19 protein-coding genes and 2 tRNA genes are annotated in these 14,942 nt (G+C 60.2%); 16 read left to right on the forward strand and 5 right to left on the reverse strand.

All coding sequences use genetic code 11. The features are described 5' to 3' along the window. Positions 1-31 precede the first annotated feature (31 nt). The 15 genes from HS961_RS12660 (at position 32) to HS961_RS12730 (ending at position 8,850) form a co-directional block, all read left to right on the forward strand. On the forward strand, positions 32-247 hold the full coding sequence (locus HS961_RS12660) for a hypothetical protein (RefSeq protein WP_182322464.1): 216 nt from the start codon (positions 32-34) through the stop codon (positions 245-247). Positions 248-283: 36 nt separating this feature from the next. After that, positions 284-520: a hypothetical protein gene (locus tag HS961_RS12665; RefSeq protein ID WP_182322466.1), complete on the forward strand. Its 237-nt coding sequence runs from the start codon at positions 284-286 to the stop codon at positions 518-520. After that, a complete protein-coding gene (locus HS961_RS12670) occupies positions 495-944 on the forward strand; it encodes a hypothetical protein (protein WP_182322468.1) in 450 nt (149 codons plus the stop codon). The genes HS961_RS12665 and HS961_RS12670 overlap by 26 nt, the downstream gene beginning before the upstream one ends. Before the next feature lie 41 nt (positions 945-985). Further along, positions 986-1,423: an ogr/Delta-like zinc finger family protein gene (locus HS961_RS12675; protein ID WP_182322470.1), complete on the forward strand. Its 438-nt coding sequence runs from the start codon at positions 986-988 to the stop codon at positions 1,421-1,423. A 108-nt stretch (positions 1,424-1,531) separates the two neighbouring features. Then, positions 1,532-1,696, forward strand: coding sequence for a hypothetical protein (locus HS961_RS12680; RefSeq protein WP_182322472.1), 165 nt, complete (start codon positions 1,532-1,534; stop codon positions 1,694-1,696). Further along, a complete protein-coding gene (locus HS961_RS12685) occupies positions 1,693-2,166 on the forward strand; it encodes a hypothetical protein (RefSeq protein WP_182322474.1) in 474 nt (157 codons plus the stop codon). Before HS961_RS12680 ends, HS961_RS12685 begins: the two co-directional genes overlap by 4 nt. Before the next feature lie 3 nt (positions 2,167-2,169). Beyond that, positions 2,170-4,230, forward strand: a complete 2,061-nt coding sequence (locus HS961_RS12690; protein WP_182322476.1) for a replication endonuclease — start codon at positions 2,170-2,172, stop codon at positions 4,228-4,230. Then, positions 4,227-4,502, forward strand: coding sequence for a hypothetical protein (locus HS961_RS12695; RefSeq protein ID WP_182322478.1), 276 nt, complete (start codon positions 4,227-4,229; stop codon positions 4,500-4,502). Before HS961_RS12690 ends, HS961_RS12695 begins: the two co-directional genes overlap by 4 nt. Positions 4,503-4,507: 5 nt before the next feature. Then, positions 4,508-4,729 (forward strand): hypothetical protein, encoded by a 222-nt coding sequence (locus HS961_RS12700; RefSeq protein ID WP_182322480.1) that lies wholly within the window; start codon positions 4,508-4,510, stop codon positions 4,727-4,729. Between the two features lie 21 nt (positions 4,730-4,750). Beyond that, entirely contained in the window at positions 4,751-4,957 is a 207-nt protein-coding gene (locus HS961_RS12705) for a hypothetical protein (protein WP_182322482.1), read from the forward strand. Positions 4,958-4,962: 5 nt separating this feature from the next. Next, the gene (locus HS961_RS12710; protein WP_182322484.1) at positions 4,963-6,996 is read left to right on the forward strand and encodes a DNA cytosine methyltransferase; all 2,034 of its coding nucleotides are present in this window, start codon (positions 4,963-4,965) and stop codon (positions 6,994-6,996) included. Next, positions 6,989-7,231, forward strand: coding sequence for a hypothetical protein (locus HS961_RS12715; RefSeq protein WP_182322486.1), 243 nt, complete (start codon positions 6,989-6,991; stop codon positions 7,229-7,231). The genes HS961_RS12710 and HS961_RS12715 overlap by 8 nt, the downstream gene beginning before the upstream one ends. Then, positions 7,228-7,710, forward strand: coding sequence for a hypothetical protein (locus HS961_RS12720; protein ID WP_182322488.1), 483 nt, complete (start codon positions 7,228-7,230; stop codon positions 7,708-7,710). Before HS961_RS12715 ends, HS961_RS12720 begins: the two co-directional genes overlap by 4 nt. 78 nt (positions 7,711-7,788) lie before the next feature. Continuing rightward, positions 7,789-7,977: a helix-turn-helix transcriptional regulator gene (locus HS961_RS12725; RefSeq protein WP_182322490.1), complete on the forward strand. Its 189-nt coding sequence runs from the start codon at positions 7,789-7,791 to the stop codon at positions 7,975-7,977. A 78-nt stretch (positions 7,978-8,055) separates the two neighbouring features. Beyond that, positions 8,056-8,850, forward strand: coding sequence for a hypothetical protein (locus HS961_RS12730; RefSeq protein WP_182322491.1), 795 nt, complete (start codon positions 8,056-8,058; stop codon positions 8,848-8,850). Between the two features lie 3 nt (positions 8,851-8,853). Here HS961_RS12730 and HS961_RS12735 read toward each other — a convergent pair whose 3' ends face one another. The 5 genes from HS961_RS12735 to HS961_RS12755 form a co-directional block, all read right to left on the reverse strand. Then, on the reverse strand, positions 8,854-10,047 hold the full coding sequence (locus HS961_RS12735; protein WP_182322493.1) for a tyrosine-type recombinase/integrase: 1,194 nt from the start codon (positions 10,045-10,047) through the stop codon (positions 8,854-8,856). A 178-nt stretch (positions 10,048-10,225) separates the two neighbouring features. Beyond that, positions 10,226-10,316 (reverse strand) — tRNA-Ser (locus HS961_RS12740). A gap of 86 nt (positions 10,317-10,402) precedes the next feature. Then, positions 10,403-10,493: transfer RNA gene (locus HS961_RS12745), tRNA-Ser, on the reverse strand. 134 nt (positions 10,494-10,627) lie between these two features. After that, positions 10,628-11,545, reverse strand: coding sequence for an SPFH domain-containing protein (locus tag HS961_RS12750; protein ID WP_182322495.1), 918 nt, complete (start codon positions 11,543-11,545; stop codon positions 10,628-10,630). 175 nt (positions 11,546-11,720) lie between these two features. Next, complete coding sequence (locus HS961_RS12755) at positions 11,721-12,161, reverse strand: NfeD family protein (protein WP_182322497.1); 441 nt, start codon at positions 12,159-12,161, stop codon at positions 11,721-11,723. Positions 12,162-12,321: 160 nt separating this feature from the next. On the opposite strand from HS961_RS12755, the gene HS961_RS12760 reads away from it, so the two are divergent. Continuing rightward, entirely contained in the window at positions 12,322-14,877 is a 2,556-nt protein-coding gene (locus HS961_RS12760; protein WP_182322500.1) for an arginine/lysine/ornithine decarboxylase, read from the forward strand. The last annotated feature ends 65 nt before the right edge of the window (positions 14,878-14,942 follow it).

Below are 14,942 nucleotides of genomic sequence, written 5' to 3' on the forward strand. Positions count from 1 at the left end.
CGACACCGCCGTAGGCGGGGAGGCTTGGCAAATGGCATACAAGAACCCGGATCACGCACGCACGGCCAAGAAGACCGTGCGATTCCGCCCAGAGGACTGGGCCATGTTGGAAGCGATGGCCCAGCGCCTGAAAACTGAACCAGCAACGCTGGTCTACGACATGACGATGCGCCGGGTGGATAACGAGTTGCAGGCATTGGGCCTGGGCGACGTTGCAAACCAACACAGCGCCGGCGCCGCCTGCTAATTGGCGGCCCCCGCACAACACAAGCGGCAATGACCCATGCAGCTTTCCATCGATGAGATCGGCTACAGCAAAGACCAGCTGGAAAAGCTGGAGCTGTACCGCCAGGCGATGCAGCTGCCAAGCATTGAAGCGGCTATAGAGCAGCTCAACCGCAGGCAGTTAGACAGCATGGTGGCAGCCATGACCGGCAAGCGGCCTGGCCCGCAGCTGGCAATCAACAACACAACGGCACTAGCCGGGAGCGCAGATGACAACAGCAATAAACCAACGTGAGCGCCTCACCCAACTGGCGCACGCCCGCAAGCCTGCTGCCCTGGTGGCCAAGGCTGAGCAGCCGCACAAGAAGATGGCCAGCATGCGCCTGTTTGATGGGGAAATGCAGGAGGCCGCCACCCTGGCCAGCACCAAGTGCTGGCGGCGTGGCTTCTTCATGCGCAAAGTGTTCCTGATGGGATGGGAGGAGCTGCAGGCGCAAGAAGATCCGCTGCAGTACTTCCTGGCCAGCGGCGTGGATGCCAAGCCCACCGATGAAGAGGCCAAGCACCCTAATGTGCTGGCAGGCTTGCGCTTGTATCCGCTGGAGCTGGATGCGGCCCTGCGGCAGGCCAATGCCCTGGGAGTTGAAGCGGCTGCGCCATTTCTGCGTTTTGTGTACCTGCTGGGCCTGCAGCTGTTCAAACAGCAGCGCGGCTATTGAGCGGCTCAAAAGTGGCTATATCGACGGCACAGAGGCACATCATGATGCACACCACAGCAGAACAAAAGGCATTGCACAAAGCGGTGCTAAAGACGGCCGAGCTGCGCAAACCGCGCGGCAACCACACGGGCCGCCGCCTGCGCATGGAGGGCACCCGCATGGAGTGCCCCCACTGCAAGGCAACCTGCGAAATCCGCACCAGCAAGCCGGTCAGCGCCACGATGCGCGAAACCATCTACCAATGCACCAACGTGGAATGCGGCCACACCTTTGTGGCCACCACCGAGATTGTGCGCACGCTGAGCCCCAGCGCCACGCCTGACCCCACCGTCAACCTGCCGCTGTCTACCCATGTGCGCCGCGACATGATGCGCGTGGTCCTCGACAACGCAGGCGAGGCGGCCCATGACGCCCAATTCACCCCGCCCATCACGGGCGACCTGTTTGCCGGCGACAAGCCCACGGGCGCGAGCAGCTAGCGCCTGAGCCGCTCAATAGCGGCCACCCAACACCAACCCCAATCAATTTTTGCAAGGCCTGCGGGTCTGGCAGGGGCCTTTTTTGCCCAAAAAAGCGGAGTTTTCGAAATGAGCATGTACGCAATGCACTACCTGGCCGCCAGCGGCACGCGCCACACCCATCACATTCTGGCCAGCTGCATGCAGTCGGCATGGGATGCAGCCTGCGATATCGCCGAGCAAGCCGGCGTGCGCATCGGTGGCTTTGCTGTTGAAGGGCTGGCCCGCGCATGAAGCAAGACAAGGCCGAAGCCAACGCAGTGGCAGCCGCATTGCCCTATGGCCTGCGCAAGCTGCCGGTGCGCGATGTGCCGCAGCTGCAATGCCTGGCGCCTGACTTTGAGATTGCTACGCGAAAGCCTTCGCGCCCTGCACCCATAGTGCCACCGCTCAAGAATCAAGGGGTCACTGTCGAGGAAGCCAAGGCCATGCTCGATGGCCTGCGCGATGAGTTTGCAAAAAAGGCCAGCGGCGGGCTGTACCGCGATGCAGCCGATGCCGAATGGCGCAGTCTGCCCATTGAAATGCGCGAATGCCTGCTGCGCGTAGCTGGTGTGCGGGCCAAGAGCAAGCCCGAGCTGCACAGCTTGGCCAGCCGCGCCTGGCAAGAAATGCCGGATACCGAGCGCGAAGCCATCAAACGTGTGGTGCGCTTGTTCAAACGCTATGTGCTGCCGCTGTCGGCCCTGGCCGCCAAGGTCTAAACCATGGTCAGCCCCATCCCCCGCCAAGAGCCCAAGCGCAATAGCGTGCATGAGTGGTTGCAAAACCGCCCAACCCACGCACTGGCTGACGCCCATCTGGAACGGATCGTGGAATCTGCGCCCGTAGAGTGGCAGGAGGCCTTGCGCACGCGCTATGCCTATGTGGAGCTGACCCCGCAGAACGACCCCAAGCGCCAGGGCGATAAATCGGCGCGCTACATCAAGCGCGGCACGGTGGCTTATGACAAGTGGGAACTGGAGCAAGCACCCGAGAGCTTCCGCGCCTGGGATCGCATGCAAGCCATGGCCGACTTCGAAGACAAGTTTGGCGCCGCGCTGCGGTTCAACCTGAGCGACGAAGAGATCCGCGACTGGGCCAATAAGCTGGTTTTTGATGTGGAAGAGCTGGACGCCTGGGCCGCTGTAGCCGGTGTGCCGCTGCATGCCCGCGTGGACATGGTGCGCAAGATCGCGCGCGTGATCGGTATCACCGAAGAACAGCCCATCAAAGGTGAGCCAGCCATTAAGCGGGCCAAAGACCCCAAGTGGTGGCGCCGCCGCCTGCGCAGTCACGTTGCCCGCGTGGTGGAGGCTGGCTTTATCAGCATGGGCCAGGTGCATTTGCGGGAAGGCAAATACGTCAGCAATGCAGGCATGACACGCCGCCGCCAGCAGGTGGCACGCAACGCCGCCACCCTGCAGCAAACCTTGTTCACTAACGAAGCGGGCCAGGTCTACAACCTGGGCGAACTGGCAGCCCTGGGCACCAGCAATCCGCTGGTGCGTGGTGGCGAGCTGATGACCCGTATCCGGGGCGCCGAAGAATATGCAGATCAACGGGCGCATGTGGGCTTGTTTGTCACCCTGACAGCGCCAAGCCGCTTTCATCCCATCACGGTGGGCGGGGGCAAGCCGGTGCGCAATAAGAACTACAGGGGCGCGACACCGCGCGATGCGCAGCTGTGGTTGCGTGACAAATGGACCAAAACCCGGGCCAGCCTGAACCGCCAGAATGTGCGCCCCTACGGCCTACGCGTGGCCGAACCCCACCACGACGGCACCCCACACTGGCACGCCTTGTTTTGGGTGGAGACGGAAGCCCAAGCCGAGCAGCTGGAAGAAACCATTCGGCACTACTGGCTCAGTGATGGCGGCGATGAACCCGGCGCCAAGCAGAACCGCGTCAACATCAAACGGATGGTGTCGGGTGGTGCTGCTGGTTACGTGGCCAAGTACATATCCAAGTCCGTGGGCCACCATGCCCTGGCTGAGCATTACGACTTGGTGGACGGTGAGCTGATCGAAATGCGGATGACGGCCCCCGCGCTTGAGGGCGAGGCAGGGCAAGCCACGGCTATCGACGGCGCCACACCAGCAAAGAAGGCCAAGCCGGAAATCGTCAACGGCCATTTGCGTGTGGATGCCTGGGCCGCTACTTGGGGCATTCGCCAATTCCAAACCATCGGCATGCCATCGGTGACGGTGTGGCGTGAGCTGCGCCGGGTGACGCATGACCAGCTGGAGCTGTTTGACCGTGAGGGCGACAGCCAAACCGTGCAGGCGTTTCGCGCCTGCCATCGCAATGGCGAGATCAAGGCCAACTGGTGCGAGTTTATGGAGGCCATGGGCGGCCATGCACGCAAGCGCACCGACTGGCACCTGGCCCCCGTTCGCCGCCATGTGGAAGAGGGCGCCGCCAACAAATACGGGGAAGAACTGAAATGCGGGCGACTGATTGGCTTGACGCCACAGCGCGGGCGCATGTGCGGGCGCTACCTAGTGAGCCGCCGCATTGCATGGAAGCCCTTTATTCAAACCGCCGAATCTGCTGCAGGTGCTGCAGTGGACGGCCCGAATTTTGAGCATGAAGAAGGCCAAGCGCAGGGCGTAGGTGCAACCGCGTCCCGGCAGGCTCTGCCTGCCGCTTGGACTCGTTTCAATAACTGTACGGCCCGCCTGGATGCGACCCAAAACACCGAGTTGCTGACCACCAGATTGCAGGAATTGGGCAGCTTAGAGGCCGCAATCGAGGCCGTCGAGTTTGAGGAAGGTGCATGGCTATGACCAAAACCCCCGCCCAGATCAACGCCACCAACGCCCAGCAGGGCCGCCGCATGCGCGAAGTCAGCCCACTGCTGCAGCAGGCCCTGGATGCAGGCCGCCGCGTGTGCGACGACATGCAGGACGGCCCCGAAGCCCGCCAGGCCATGAAGCGCGAGATTTTGGAGATTGCCGACACCGATGAGCGCCTGCTTGTCGGCCTGGTCGCCGGCCTGACCCACCCGCGCCTAAAGCGCGCCGATTTTGCCACCACCACCCAGCAACCAAAGGAGTAAGTGCCATGAACGCAAAACGCACGGAGCCCCGCACCCACACCTATCAGCGCAGGCCAGGCGCATATGTGGGCTCCGGCCACGACGCCAGCCACCTGGCCGCAGTTTTTGCGGCCGAGCGCGAGCGCCTGGCCAACGAAGCCGCTAAGTCCAAGCGCCGCCGTAAGCCCAAGGCCGAAGCAATGGCCAGCACCGACAAAAACCCCAACCAGCTCTGCCTGGTTGCCTGATCCCACCGAAAGACCAACACCATGCGACAAACCACCGAAATCCAACCCATGCGCAGCTACCGCGCCTTCGTCTATCCCCGCACCGCCAGCGCCTGGGACTTGGAGGGCGAGGAAGGCAGCAAGCTGGTGGACAGCATCCACCTCAAAGCCGCGAGCAGCGAAGACGCTGCCGAAAAGGCCCGCCATGTCACCGGCAAAGCCGTTCTGCGTGTTGAGCGAAAGGACTGAGCAAAATGAAGCGAGACGCCTTTTCCTTGCCCCTGTCGTTTCCCGGCGAGCTGATCATTGACAACTTCGCGGGCGGCGGCGGCACCAGCACCGGTCTGGAAGCCGCATTTGGCCGCCCCGTGGATATCGCCATCAACCACGATCCCGAGGCGCTGGCCATGCACGCAGCCAACCATCCACACACCAAGCACCTGTGCGAGAGCGTGTGGGATGTGAAGCCGGCCGAGGTGACGGGCAACCAGCCCGTTGCCCTTGTGTGGCTGTCCCCTGACTGCAAGCATTTCAGCAAGGCCAAGGGCGGCACGCCTGTGAACAAGCGCATTCGAGGCCTGGCCTGGGTTGGTATGCGTTGGGCGGCTGTGTGCAAGCCCCGTGTGCTGATGTTGGAGAACGTGGAGGAATTCCAGACCTGGGGGCCGTTGATCGTGGGCGAGGATGGCACGGCCAGGCCAGACCCTGCGCGCAGGGGCAAGACGTTTGAATCGTTCGTGCGCCAGTTGAGGGGCCTGGGCTACCAGGTGGAATGGCGGGAGCTGCGCGCAAGCGACCACGGCACGCCCACCATCCGCAAGCGCTTGTTTCTCGTCGCGCGCCGCGACGGCCTGGCCATTACCTGGCCTGAGCAGACGCATGCCGAGGCTACAGACCGCCGCGTGCTGGCTGGCAAGCTGGCAGAGCAGCGCACTGCGGCCGAGTGCATCGACTTCGCCCTGCCCGCCGAAAGCGTGTTTGGCCGCAAGCGCGCCCTGGTCGACAACACCATGCGGCGGGTGGCCAAGGGCCTGTGGCGCCATGTGCTGACCAGTGCGAGCCCGTTCATCGTGGGCGACAGCGCGCCATTCCTGAACGAACATGCCAACAGCAGCAGCCAGCGCACGATGGCCGCCGACGCTCCCCTGCGCACCATCTGTGCCCAGGTCAAGGGCGGCCACTTTTCGGTGGTGGCTCCTACCCTGGCCCCGCTGCGCGGCACGACAGAGCAGCACCTGCTGAGCCATTCTGTGGATGCGCCACTGTCCACAGTGGCCGCAGGCGGCACCCACCATGCGCTGGTGGGTGCCAATCTCATCACCATCGGCTACGGTGAGCGCGCCGGCCAAGAGCCCCGCGTGCAGGACATTCAGACCCCGCTGGGCACCGTGGTGGCCGGTGGTGTCAAAAGCGCCCTGGCCATGGCCCATATCACCAAGTTCAACACCGGCAGCGTGGGCAGCGCCATGGATGCGCCTTTGCCGACTGTGACCGCCGGCGGCACGCCCAAGCGGCCAAGCACCGGCATCCAAATGGGCATTGTGGCCGCGCACCTGACCCACCTCACCCATCACGGCGAACGAAGCGGCCACGATCCACGGCAGCCGTTGCGCACTGTCACCGGTGCACACCGTGGTGAACAAGCAATGGTGGCCGCATGCCTGGAGCAGGCCAACGGCGGCTTCTACGACGGCGACGGGCGCGCGGCTGATGATCCCATGTCAACCATCACGGCGGCCGGCAGCAACCAGCGCCTGATAACCGCCTACCTGGTGAAGTACTACAGCGAGGGCGGCCAGGACAGCGCCTGCAGCGTACCAATGCACACGGTGCCCACCAAAACCCGAATGGGCCTGGTGCAGACGGCCCAGGTGCTTGCGCACACGCTGTCGCCAGAGCATGAGCAGCGTGCGCGCCAGTGTGCTGAGCTGCTGAAAAAGCACCTGCCCGAGCAGTTTCCCGATGTGGCCGAGCTGGTGATGATGTGGCACGCGGGCAACTGGTGGGCACTGGTTGACATCACCTTGCGCATGCTCAAGCCGCGCGAGCTGTTCCGCGCCCAAGGCTTCCCCAAGGACTACCGCTTTGAACGTGTGCCAGATCCTGACCTTCTGTTCCGCAACGGCAAACAAGTGGAGGGCAACCCGCTGGACTTGCCGCAGATCGGCCTAAGCACCACCGCCCAGGTTCGCATGTGCGGCAACTCAGTCTGCCCGCCAGTGGCCGAAGCCCTGGTGCGCGCCAATTTCGCCCATGAGGCACTTATTTATGGAGCTCAACATGCTTGAACATGACCTGCAAACCATGACGCGCCAGGAATGGCAGCGGCAGTTTGCAAAGCATCTGATCGACACGGCCGACTGTGGCGAACACTTCGCCATGAAGCGCGCGGCCGACTTCGCCAGGGAATTGGAAGAAGAGGCCCTAGCAGTTATGCGGGCCGGCCTTGGTAACGGCGTGAAGTGGGAAAACCCGATCTGGTATGCCAATGAAGAAATGGCGAGTTGGAGCGACGATCTATGAAAACACCAATCCACAGCCGGGCAATGACGCGCGGCCTCTATCGCAAGGCGGCGCCGATGATGGCACTGATGGTGCGCAAGAACATGGAGGCCGAATACACCAGCGTGGGGCTGCACTGCGTGCAGGCCGATCACCAGTCAAACCAGACCGAGCTGCTTGCCCGCCTAGCCTACCTGCTTGGGATGGGTGCAGAGATTGCGCGAGCCATTCCGGTGGCCGGCGACAACCGGCCAGGCCTGCACCAGGCGCTGGCCACCGTGGTGGACATGGCGGTGGACGGGCACCGCTGGGATTCCAGCTGGGGCGCCCAGCTGTCGCTGGCCGCCGATATCAGCATCGACCTGTTTTGCAGCTACTCAAACCTGGCGCGAAGGTTTGAGCCTGGCGCGCGCCTCCTGTCGCAGCATGTGATGGCGGGCACTGTGAGTGACGATGTGATCAGGCCGGTGGAATTCCCGAACGGGAATGAAGGGGCCTAAGCGGTGTGTCTGGCTGCTGAATATTCCCGCTAGGGAATACCAGCGGAATCAACGAAGCGTAAACAGGGAGATATGGCCATGGGCATTTACCGCATGAACAAAGAAGAAGTACTGGCAGAAATGGACGTGGCCGAAATGACGCTGCGCAACCTGATTGAAAACCACGGCTTCCCGCACCCGCGCAAGGCTGGTCCACAAAAGCTGTTCTGGCTGGTCAGCGAGATTTTGACTTGGTTGGAAGAATGCCCCAAAGCTTGGCAAGGTTAAATTTCATATTCGTGCAGTCTGGTGTTAAATTCTAGCTTGAATTATTTACACAAATACTAGTTGGTGAAGGGGGTGCAAATGGGTAAAGGATATAAATCTCTTAATGTGTGTATGTATTGCGGAAGCACGGAGAATCTTACGAAAGAGCACATTGTCAACTACGGCATAAACGGTGAGTTAACTCTTAAAAATTCGAGCTGTAAATCCTGTAATGGGATTACTTCGCGGAACGAAGAATCTGTTCTAAGAGGGCAGATGGGGCAGGCTAGAATTGTTGGAGGGTTAAGAACCAGAAATCCGGAAAATCGACCAGACTCCATAAAGATAAATGTATCAAGCGTGACCGGCGAGTCCGAGGAGTTAGACGTACCCATAAAGGAGGCAACGGCATTTTTGCATATACCGTTGTTTACAGAGGCAAGTTTTTTGTCTGGCGGTAAACGTAAGGCGGGGGCTGAGGTATGCGGATTCGATACCCTGTACTTTGGAGAGAATCCAAAGGATTTTTTGCTTAAAGAGAATTATCATGGCATTACTGATAGAGTGAGAATCGATGTTCATGCTTTCGCTAAGCTTCTAGCAAAAACAGCTTATGCATTTTATGTTGCCGAGAAGGGATTATTTCCTAGGTCTGAAAGTCCAGCGCTTGCATTAATGAATGGCGAGTTGAGGGACACAAGTATCTGGGTGGGTAGTAGCTTTCAACCTTTGGCTAAAAAAACTTCGGAATTACACCAATTGGAAACTAAGGTGGTAAAAATTCGTACTGGCAAAGAAGTTGAAATTGTTCGCGTTCAGCTGTTCGCGCCTGCAGGAACGTGCATCTATGAGGTTGTAGTTAGAGCTGCAAAGTGGCGGCTTTATTTAAAGTAAAACTCAAAAACTTGCGGTGGTGAAATTTGCCCACTCCTGCATGATCACTGTCCGTTTCTCCAGCATGTCGCCGCGTCTATACGCGGCTTCTGTTTTTGTGTCGATAGCATGAGCCAAGCACAGCTCTATCGCATCGCGTGGATGGTGCGTGCATTCCCCGGCCCAATCGCGGAAGGTGGAGCGGAAACCATGCGGCACGGCTTCGGGGTAGTGCCGGCGCATCACCGCAGTTAGGGACATATCGGAGAGCATGCCGCCGCGATTGGACACAAACACCAGCTCGTCCGGCTCGCCTGGCTTCAATTGGTTCAACATGGCGAGTGCCTGCGCAGGCAACGGCACCCGGTGAAGGCGTTTGCTTTTCATGCGTTCAGCGGGCACCAGCCATAGGCCAGCAGATAGATCTAGTTCTCCCCAGCGCATACCGCGAAGTTCGCCGGATCGCGTCGAAGTCAAAATGAGCATCTGCAGCGCGCGTGCGCTTTGGCCTTTGACACTGCAAAGGCGCCGATAAAAATTAGGCAGGGCGGCGTAAGGCACGGCGGGGTGATGTTGAACCGGTGCCACCTTGTTAGGATTCGCTAAAACGTGTTCTAGCAGGCCCTTCCATTTGGCAGGGTTAGGCCCGCTGCGATGACCGTGGACGGTTGACCAATCAAGGATTTGCTCGATGCGCCCGCGCACACGTGTGGCTGTTTCTGTCTTGGTCTTCCAAATTGGAGACAGGACACGCAGCACATGCGCCTGTTCAATGTCTGCCACGTTCAGGTGGCCCATGACGGGGAAAGCGTAGGTTGCCAGCGTGCTGCGCCACTGGTTGACGTGCTTGAGGTTTCGCCAGGTGCTTTCATGCTCCTTGATGAACTTCTCTGCTGCTTGCTCAAACGGCATTTGGTAGGAAGCAGCGAGGCGGGCGGCCTCACGTTCAGCGGCACGCGCTTGCAAAGGATCAGCGCCACTGTTGCGAAGGGTGAGGGCCGATCGAGCGGCATCTCTTGCAGCTGCCAGCCCCACAGCGGGATAGCTGCCCAAGCCCATGCGCTTACGCGCGCGATGGTGTGTGTATCGATAGACCCATGAACGAGAACCGCCGATGATCTGCAGATACAGCCCGGTTACCCCTCCGACTGCGTGCGCACCTTCCTCGCGTAGGCGAGAGACTTCCAGGGCAGTTTTTTCAAGGATGCGTTTAGGCATAGGGCAGTTCCACAGGCCATCAGATAGGCCAACAAAATTTAGATTGGGGTAGTTAGGCGTTCCAGGTAAATACTGTATATAACACCAGTTAACTAAGCGTAACACGTTGGAGTATATAGAGCAATAGGCCGCGAATGGGCATAAAAAAAGCACCCTCAAGGGGTGCTTTTCAGTGTTCTGGCGGAGAAGGCGGGATTCGAACCCGCGGTGGGCTATTAACCCACACACGCTTTCCAGGCGTGCGACTTAAACCACTCATCCACCTCTCCGCATGTTTTGTACTTTTTACATCCTGTGGTGGCCAGGAAATAAAAAGCCAAGCGTGGACAGCTTGGCTGACATTTCACCTGTTGACTGGCGGAGAAGGCGGGATTCGAACCCGCGGTGGGCTATTAACCCACACACGCTTTCCAGGCGTGCGACTTAAACCACTCATCCACCTCTCCAGTCGGTGAAGCGTGTATTCTAGCCTGAAATTTGGCGCCTTCTGGCAAAGCGGGGCCTTGTTTGGCAAAAATGCAGCGCCTCCCCAGAAGGGGTGGCGCTGCATGCATGTTCGCACGCTTGGCGTCTGCGTGATTTACACGCTGCCCTTGCCGGTCTGGATCATGCGCATGGCCGAGGTGATCAGGCTGGAGACCTCGGTCATGTTGCTGGGGACGACCAAGGTGGTGTTGGCATCGCTAGCCAGTCGACCGTAAGCATCGACGGCTTGCTCGGCCACTTTCAGCTGCACGGCTTGCTCGCCGCCAGGTTGGCGGATGGCGATGGCGATGCGCTCCAGTGCTTGCGCGGTGGCATCGGCCACGGCGGTGATGGATGCGGCCTCGCCTTGTGCCTTGTTGATGGCGGCTTGCTTCTCGCCTTCGGAGCGGGCGATGAAAGCTTCGCGCTCACCGGTCGCGATATTGATTTGCTCTTGGCGGCGGCCTTCGGAGGCGGCAATCAGCGCGCGCTTTTCACGCTCGGCGGTGATCTGCGCTTGCATGGAGCGCAGGATTTCTGCTGGTGGCGTCAGATCCTTGATTTCATAGCGCAGCACCTTCACGCCCCAGTTGAGGGCCGCCTCGTCAATGGCTGCGACGATCTGGGCGTTGATCATGCCTCGCTCTTCAAAGGTCTTGTCGAGTTCCAGCTTACCGATCACGCTGCGCAGCGAGGTTTGGGCCAGCTGGGTGACGGCCATGATGTAGTTGGACGAGCCGTAGCTGGCACGCATCGGATCGGTGACCTGGAAGTACAGGATGCCGTCCACTTGCAGCTGCGTGTTGTCGCGGGTAATACAGACCTGGCTGGGGACATCCAGCGGGATTTCCTTGAGGCTGTGTTTGTAGGCCACCTTATCGACAAAGGGGATGATGAAGCGCGGGCCGGGGGCCAGGGTGCCGGCGTAGCGGCCCAGGCGTTCTTTGACCCAGGCGTGCTGCTGGGGAACGATCTTGACGGACATCGCGATAAAGATGATGGCGATGACAAATATGACGACGGCAACTTCCATGGATTCTCCTCGTGGGCGCGCTCGGCGGGCAACGCGCCAGTTTTTTCAGTGATCGGCTGGGGGCAAGCCCCTGGCTCAAAGGTCTTGGCCATTACACCATGCTGGTGTGACGGACCAAGGCGGGGTTGCGGGGCATGGCTTTGGCAGTGCTTGTTATGTTTGTACGCCCCAGGTTTTAGGGGGTGGCGGGGTTGGCGGGTTCCACAAGCAGGCGGTTGCCTTCCAGCCGCACCACACGGTAGGTGCCGGCCAGCGCAGGGTGTTGGCCCAGCAGTGCCGCAGTCCAGGGCGCGCCGCGGTAGCGTACCTGGGCGGTGCGGTCAGCATCCCATTGCTCAACATGGATGTGCTCGCCAATGTCCAGGTGCATATCCTGGTCGCGCTCCCCAGAGAGCAGCGAGCCACGGCGCTTTTGCCGCATGTAGCAGGCCAGCACCGTACCAGCGCCGACGACGGCGGCCACCAGGATTTGCACCACCTCGCCGGCACCCAGGTGCGCAGCGATGGCGGCAGCGGCCATGCCAATCGCCACCATCAGCAAATACAGCGTGCCGGTGAGCAGCTCGGCGACGACGGCCAAGCCGGTCAGCAGCCACCACACGGTTGATATCTCCATAACTCTCCCCCTTTGTTCGATGACGTTTGTAGGCTGATTGTGCGATATGCCGACCAATTTTGCGGCAATTGGCGTGGGATACATAAAAAGGGCGTGCAAATTCCGTACACTTCGCGGCTGTTTCGATTGTTTTAGTGAGGCCCGCGCTGCGGGAACGCCCATGAAGTTTCGCTTTCCCATCGTCATCATTGACGAGGACTTTCGCTCGGAAAATACTTCCGGCCTGAGCATCCGCGATCTGGCTCATGCCATCGAGGAGGAAGGCTTTGAAGTGCTGGGCGTCACCAGCTACGGTGATTTGCGGCAGTTTGCACAGCAGCAAAGCCGTGCCAGCGCTTTTATCCTGTCGATCGATGACGAGGAGTTTCAGCTGGGCGGTGGTGATGACGAGGTCGTGCACAACCTGCGTGACTTCATCACCGAGGTGCGCCGCAAGAACCCGGATGTACCAATCTACATCTACGGTGAGACGAAGACCAGCCGCCATCTGCCCAACGACATCTTGCGTGAGCTGCACGGCTTCATCCATATGTTTGAGGACACACCGGAGTTCGTGGCCAAGCACATTCTGCGCGAAGCCAAGAACTACCTCGAAGGCATCCAGCCGCCGTTCTTCAAGGCGCTGCTGGACTATGCGGAAGACGGCTCCTACAGCTGGCACTGCCCCGGCCACGGCGGCGGTGTGGCTTTCTTGAAGAGCCCCATTGGCCAGATGTACCACCAGTTCTATGGCGAGAACATGCTGCGCGCCGACGTCTGCAATGCGGTGGAAGAGCTGGGCCAGCTGCTGGACCACAACGGCGCCATTGGTGAGAGCGAGCGCAATGCGGCCCGCATCTTCAATGCCGACCACTGCTTTTTTGTGACCAACGGCACCTCCACCTCAAACAAGATGGTCTGGCACCACACGGTGGCTCCGGGCGATGTGGTGGTGGTGGACCGCAACTGCCACAAGTCCATCCTGCACTCCATCATCATGACGGGTGCGATTCCGGTTTTCTTGAAGCCCACGCGCAACCATTTCGGCATCATCGGCCCGATCCATGAGAGCGAGTTTTCGCCCAAGACGATCGAAGCCAAGATTGCGGCGAACCCGCTGCTCAAGGGCGTGGATGCCAAGTCGGTCAAGCCACGGGTGCTGACCCTGACGCAGTCGACCTATGACGGCGTGCTCTACAACACGGAGACCATCAAGCAAAAGCTCGATGGCTATGTCGACAACCTGCACTTTGACGAAGCCTGGTTGCCGCATGCGGCTTTCCACCCCTTCTATGGCAGCTACCACGCCATGGGCAAGAAGCGCGCGCGCCCGAAGCACTCCGTTGTTTACGCGACCCAGTCCATCCACAAGCTGCTGGCCGGTATCAGCCAGGCATCACATGTACTGGTGCAAGACAGCCAGACGCAAAAGCTGGACTTCAACCTGTTCAACGAGGCGTACCTGATGCACACCTCGACCAGCCCGCAGTACAGCATCATCGCCAGCTGCGATGTGGCCGCCGCGATGATGGAGCCGCCCGGCGGCACCGCGCTGGTGGAAGAGTCGATTCTGGAGGCGCTGGACTTCCGCCGCGCAATGCGCAAGGTGGATGATGAGTTTGGCGAGGACGACTGGTGGTTCCAGGTCTGGGGTCCCGATGCCCTGGCTGACGAAGGCGTGGGTTCGGCCCAGGACTGGATCATTCGCGGCCCCGACGCATCGCGCAAGTCCAAGGGCAAGAACGGCAAGGAGTTCGACAACTGGCACGGCTTTGGCGATCTGGCTGATGGCTTCAACATGCTGGACCCGATCAAGTCGACCATCGTGACGCCGGGCCTGGACCTGGACGGCGACTTTGACGAGACCGGCATCCCCGCGTCCATCGTCACCAAGTACCTGGCCGAGCACGGTGTGGTGGTTGAGAAGACGGGTCTTTACTCGTTCTTCATCATGTTCACCATCGGCATCACCAAGGGCCGCTGGAACACCATGCTGACGGCGCTGCAGCAGTTCAAGGACGACTACGAGAAGAACCAGCCAATGTGGCGCATCCTTCCCGAGTTTTGCCAGCAGCACAAGCGCTATGAGCGCATGGGCCTCAAGGACCTGTGCCAGCACGTACACCAGCTCTACGCCAAGTACGACATCGCCCGTCTGACCACGGAGATGTACCTGTCGGACCTGACTCCTGCGATGAAGCCTTCGGACGCTTTCGCGCACATTGCCCGCCGCAAGACGGACCGTGTGGAAATCGATCAGCTCGAAGGCCGTGTCACCGTTGGTCTGGTCACGCCATACCCACCGGGCATTCCGCTGCTGATTCCGGGCGAAGTCTTCAACAAGAAGATTGTGGATTACCTCTTGTTTGCGCGTGAGTTCTCCAAGCTCTGCCCGGGCTTTGAGACCGATATCCACGGTCTGGTGGAGTTGGTGGACGAGGATGGTGAAGTGCGCTACTACGCCGATTGCGTGGCCCTGGATGCCAGCGACCAGGCAGTGCAGACCCAGGTGGTGTCTGCCCCGGTCGCTTCGTCCAAAAAGCGCAGCCCCATGCTCGCCAGCAAGGCCCCAGCATCGACTGCCAAAAAGCGCTCGACGGCCGCGATGAAGAAAGCACTTCAGGCAGAAAAGCCCATGGGTGATGCCAGCGACGGTGTCGTGTCGCCGGTCGCAAAAAAGCCGCAGGCAGCACCCAAGCCTCGCAGCGTCGCCAAGCCGCGTTCACCGAAGGTGTGATCGGCAAGGCCGAAATGAGCAGGGGATTTTGAGTCCCCTGCGTCGTCCTTCCAAAAAAGCAGCGC

Source organism: Comamonas piscis, from assembly GCF_014109725.1.
GTDB lineage: Bacteria > Pseudomonadota > Gammaproteobacteria > Burkholderiales > Burkholderiaceae_C > Comamonas > Comamonas piscis.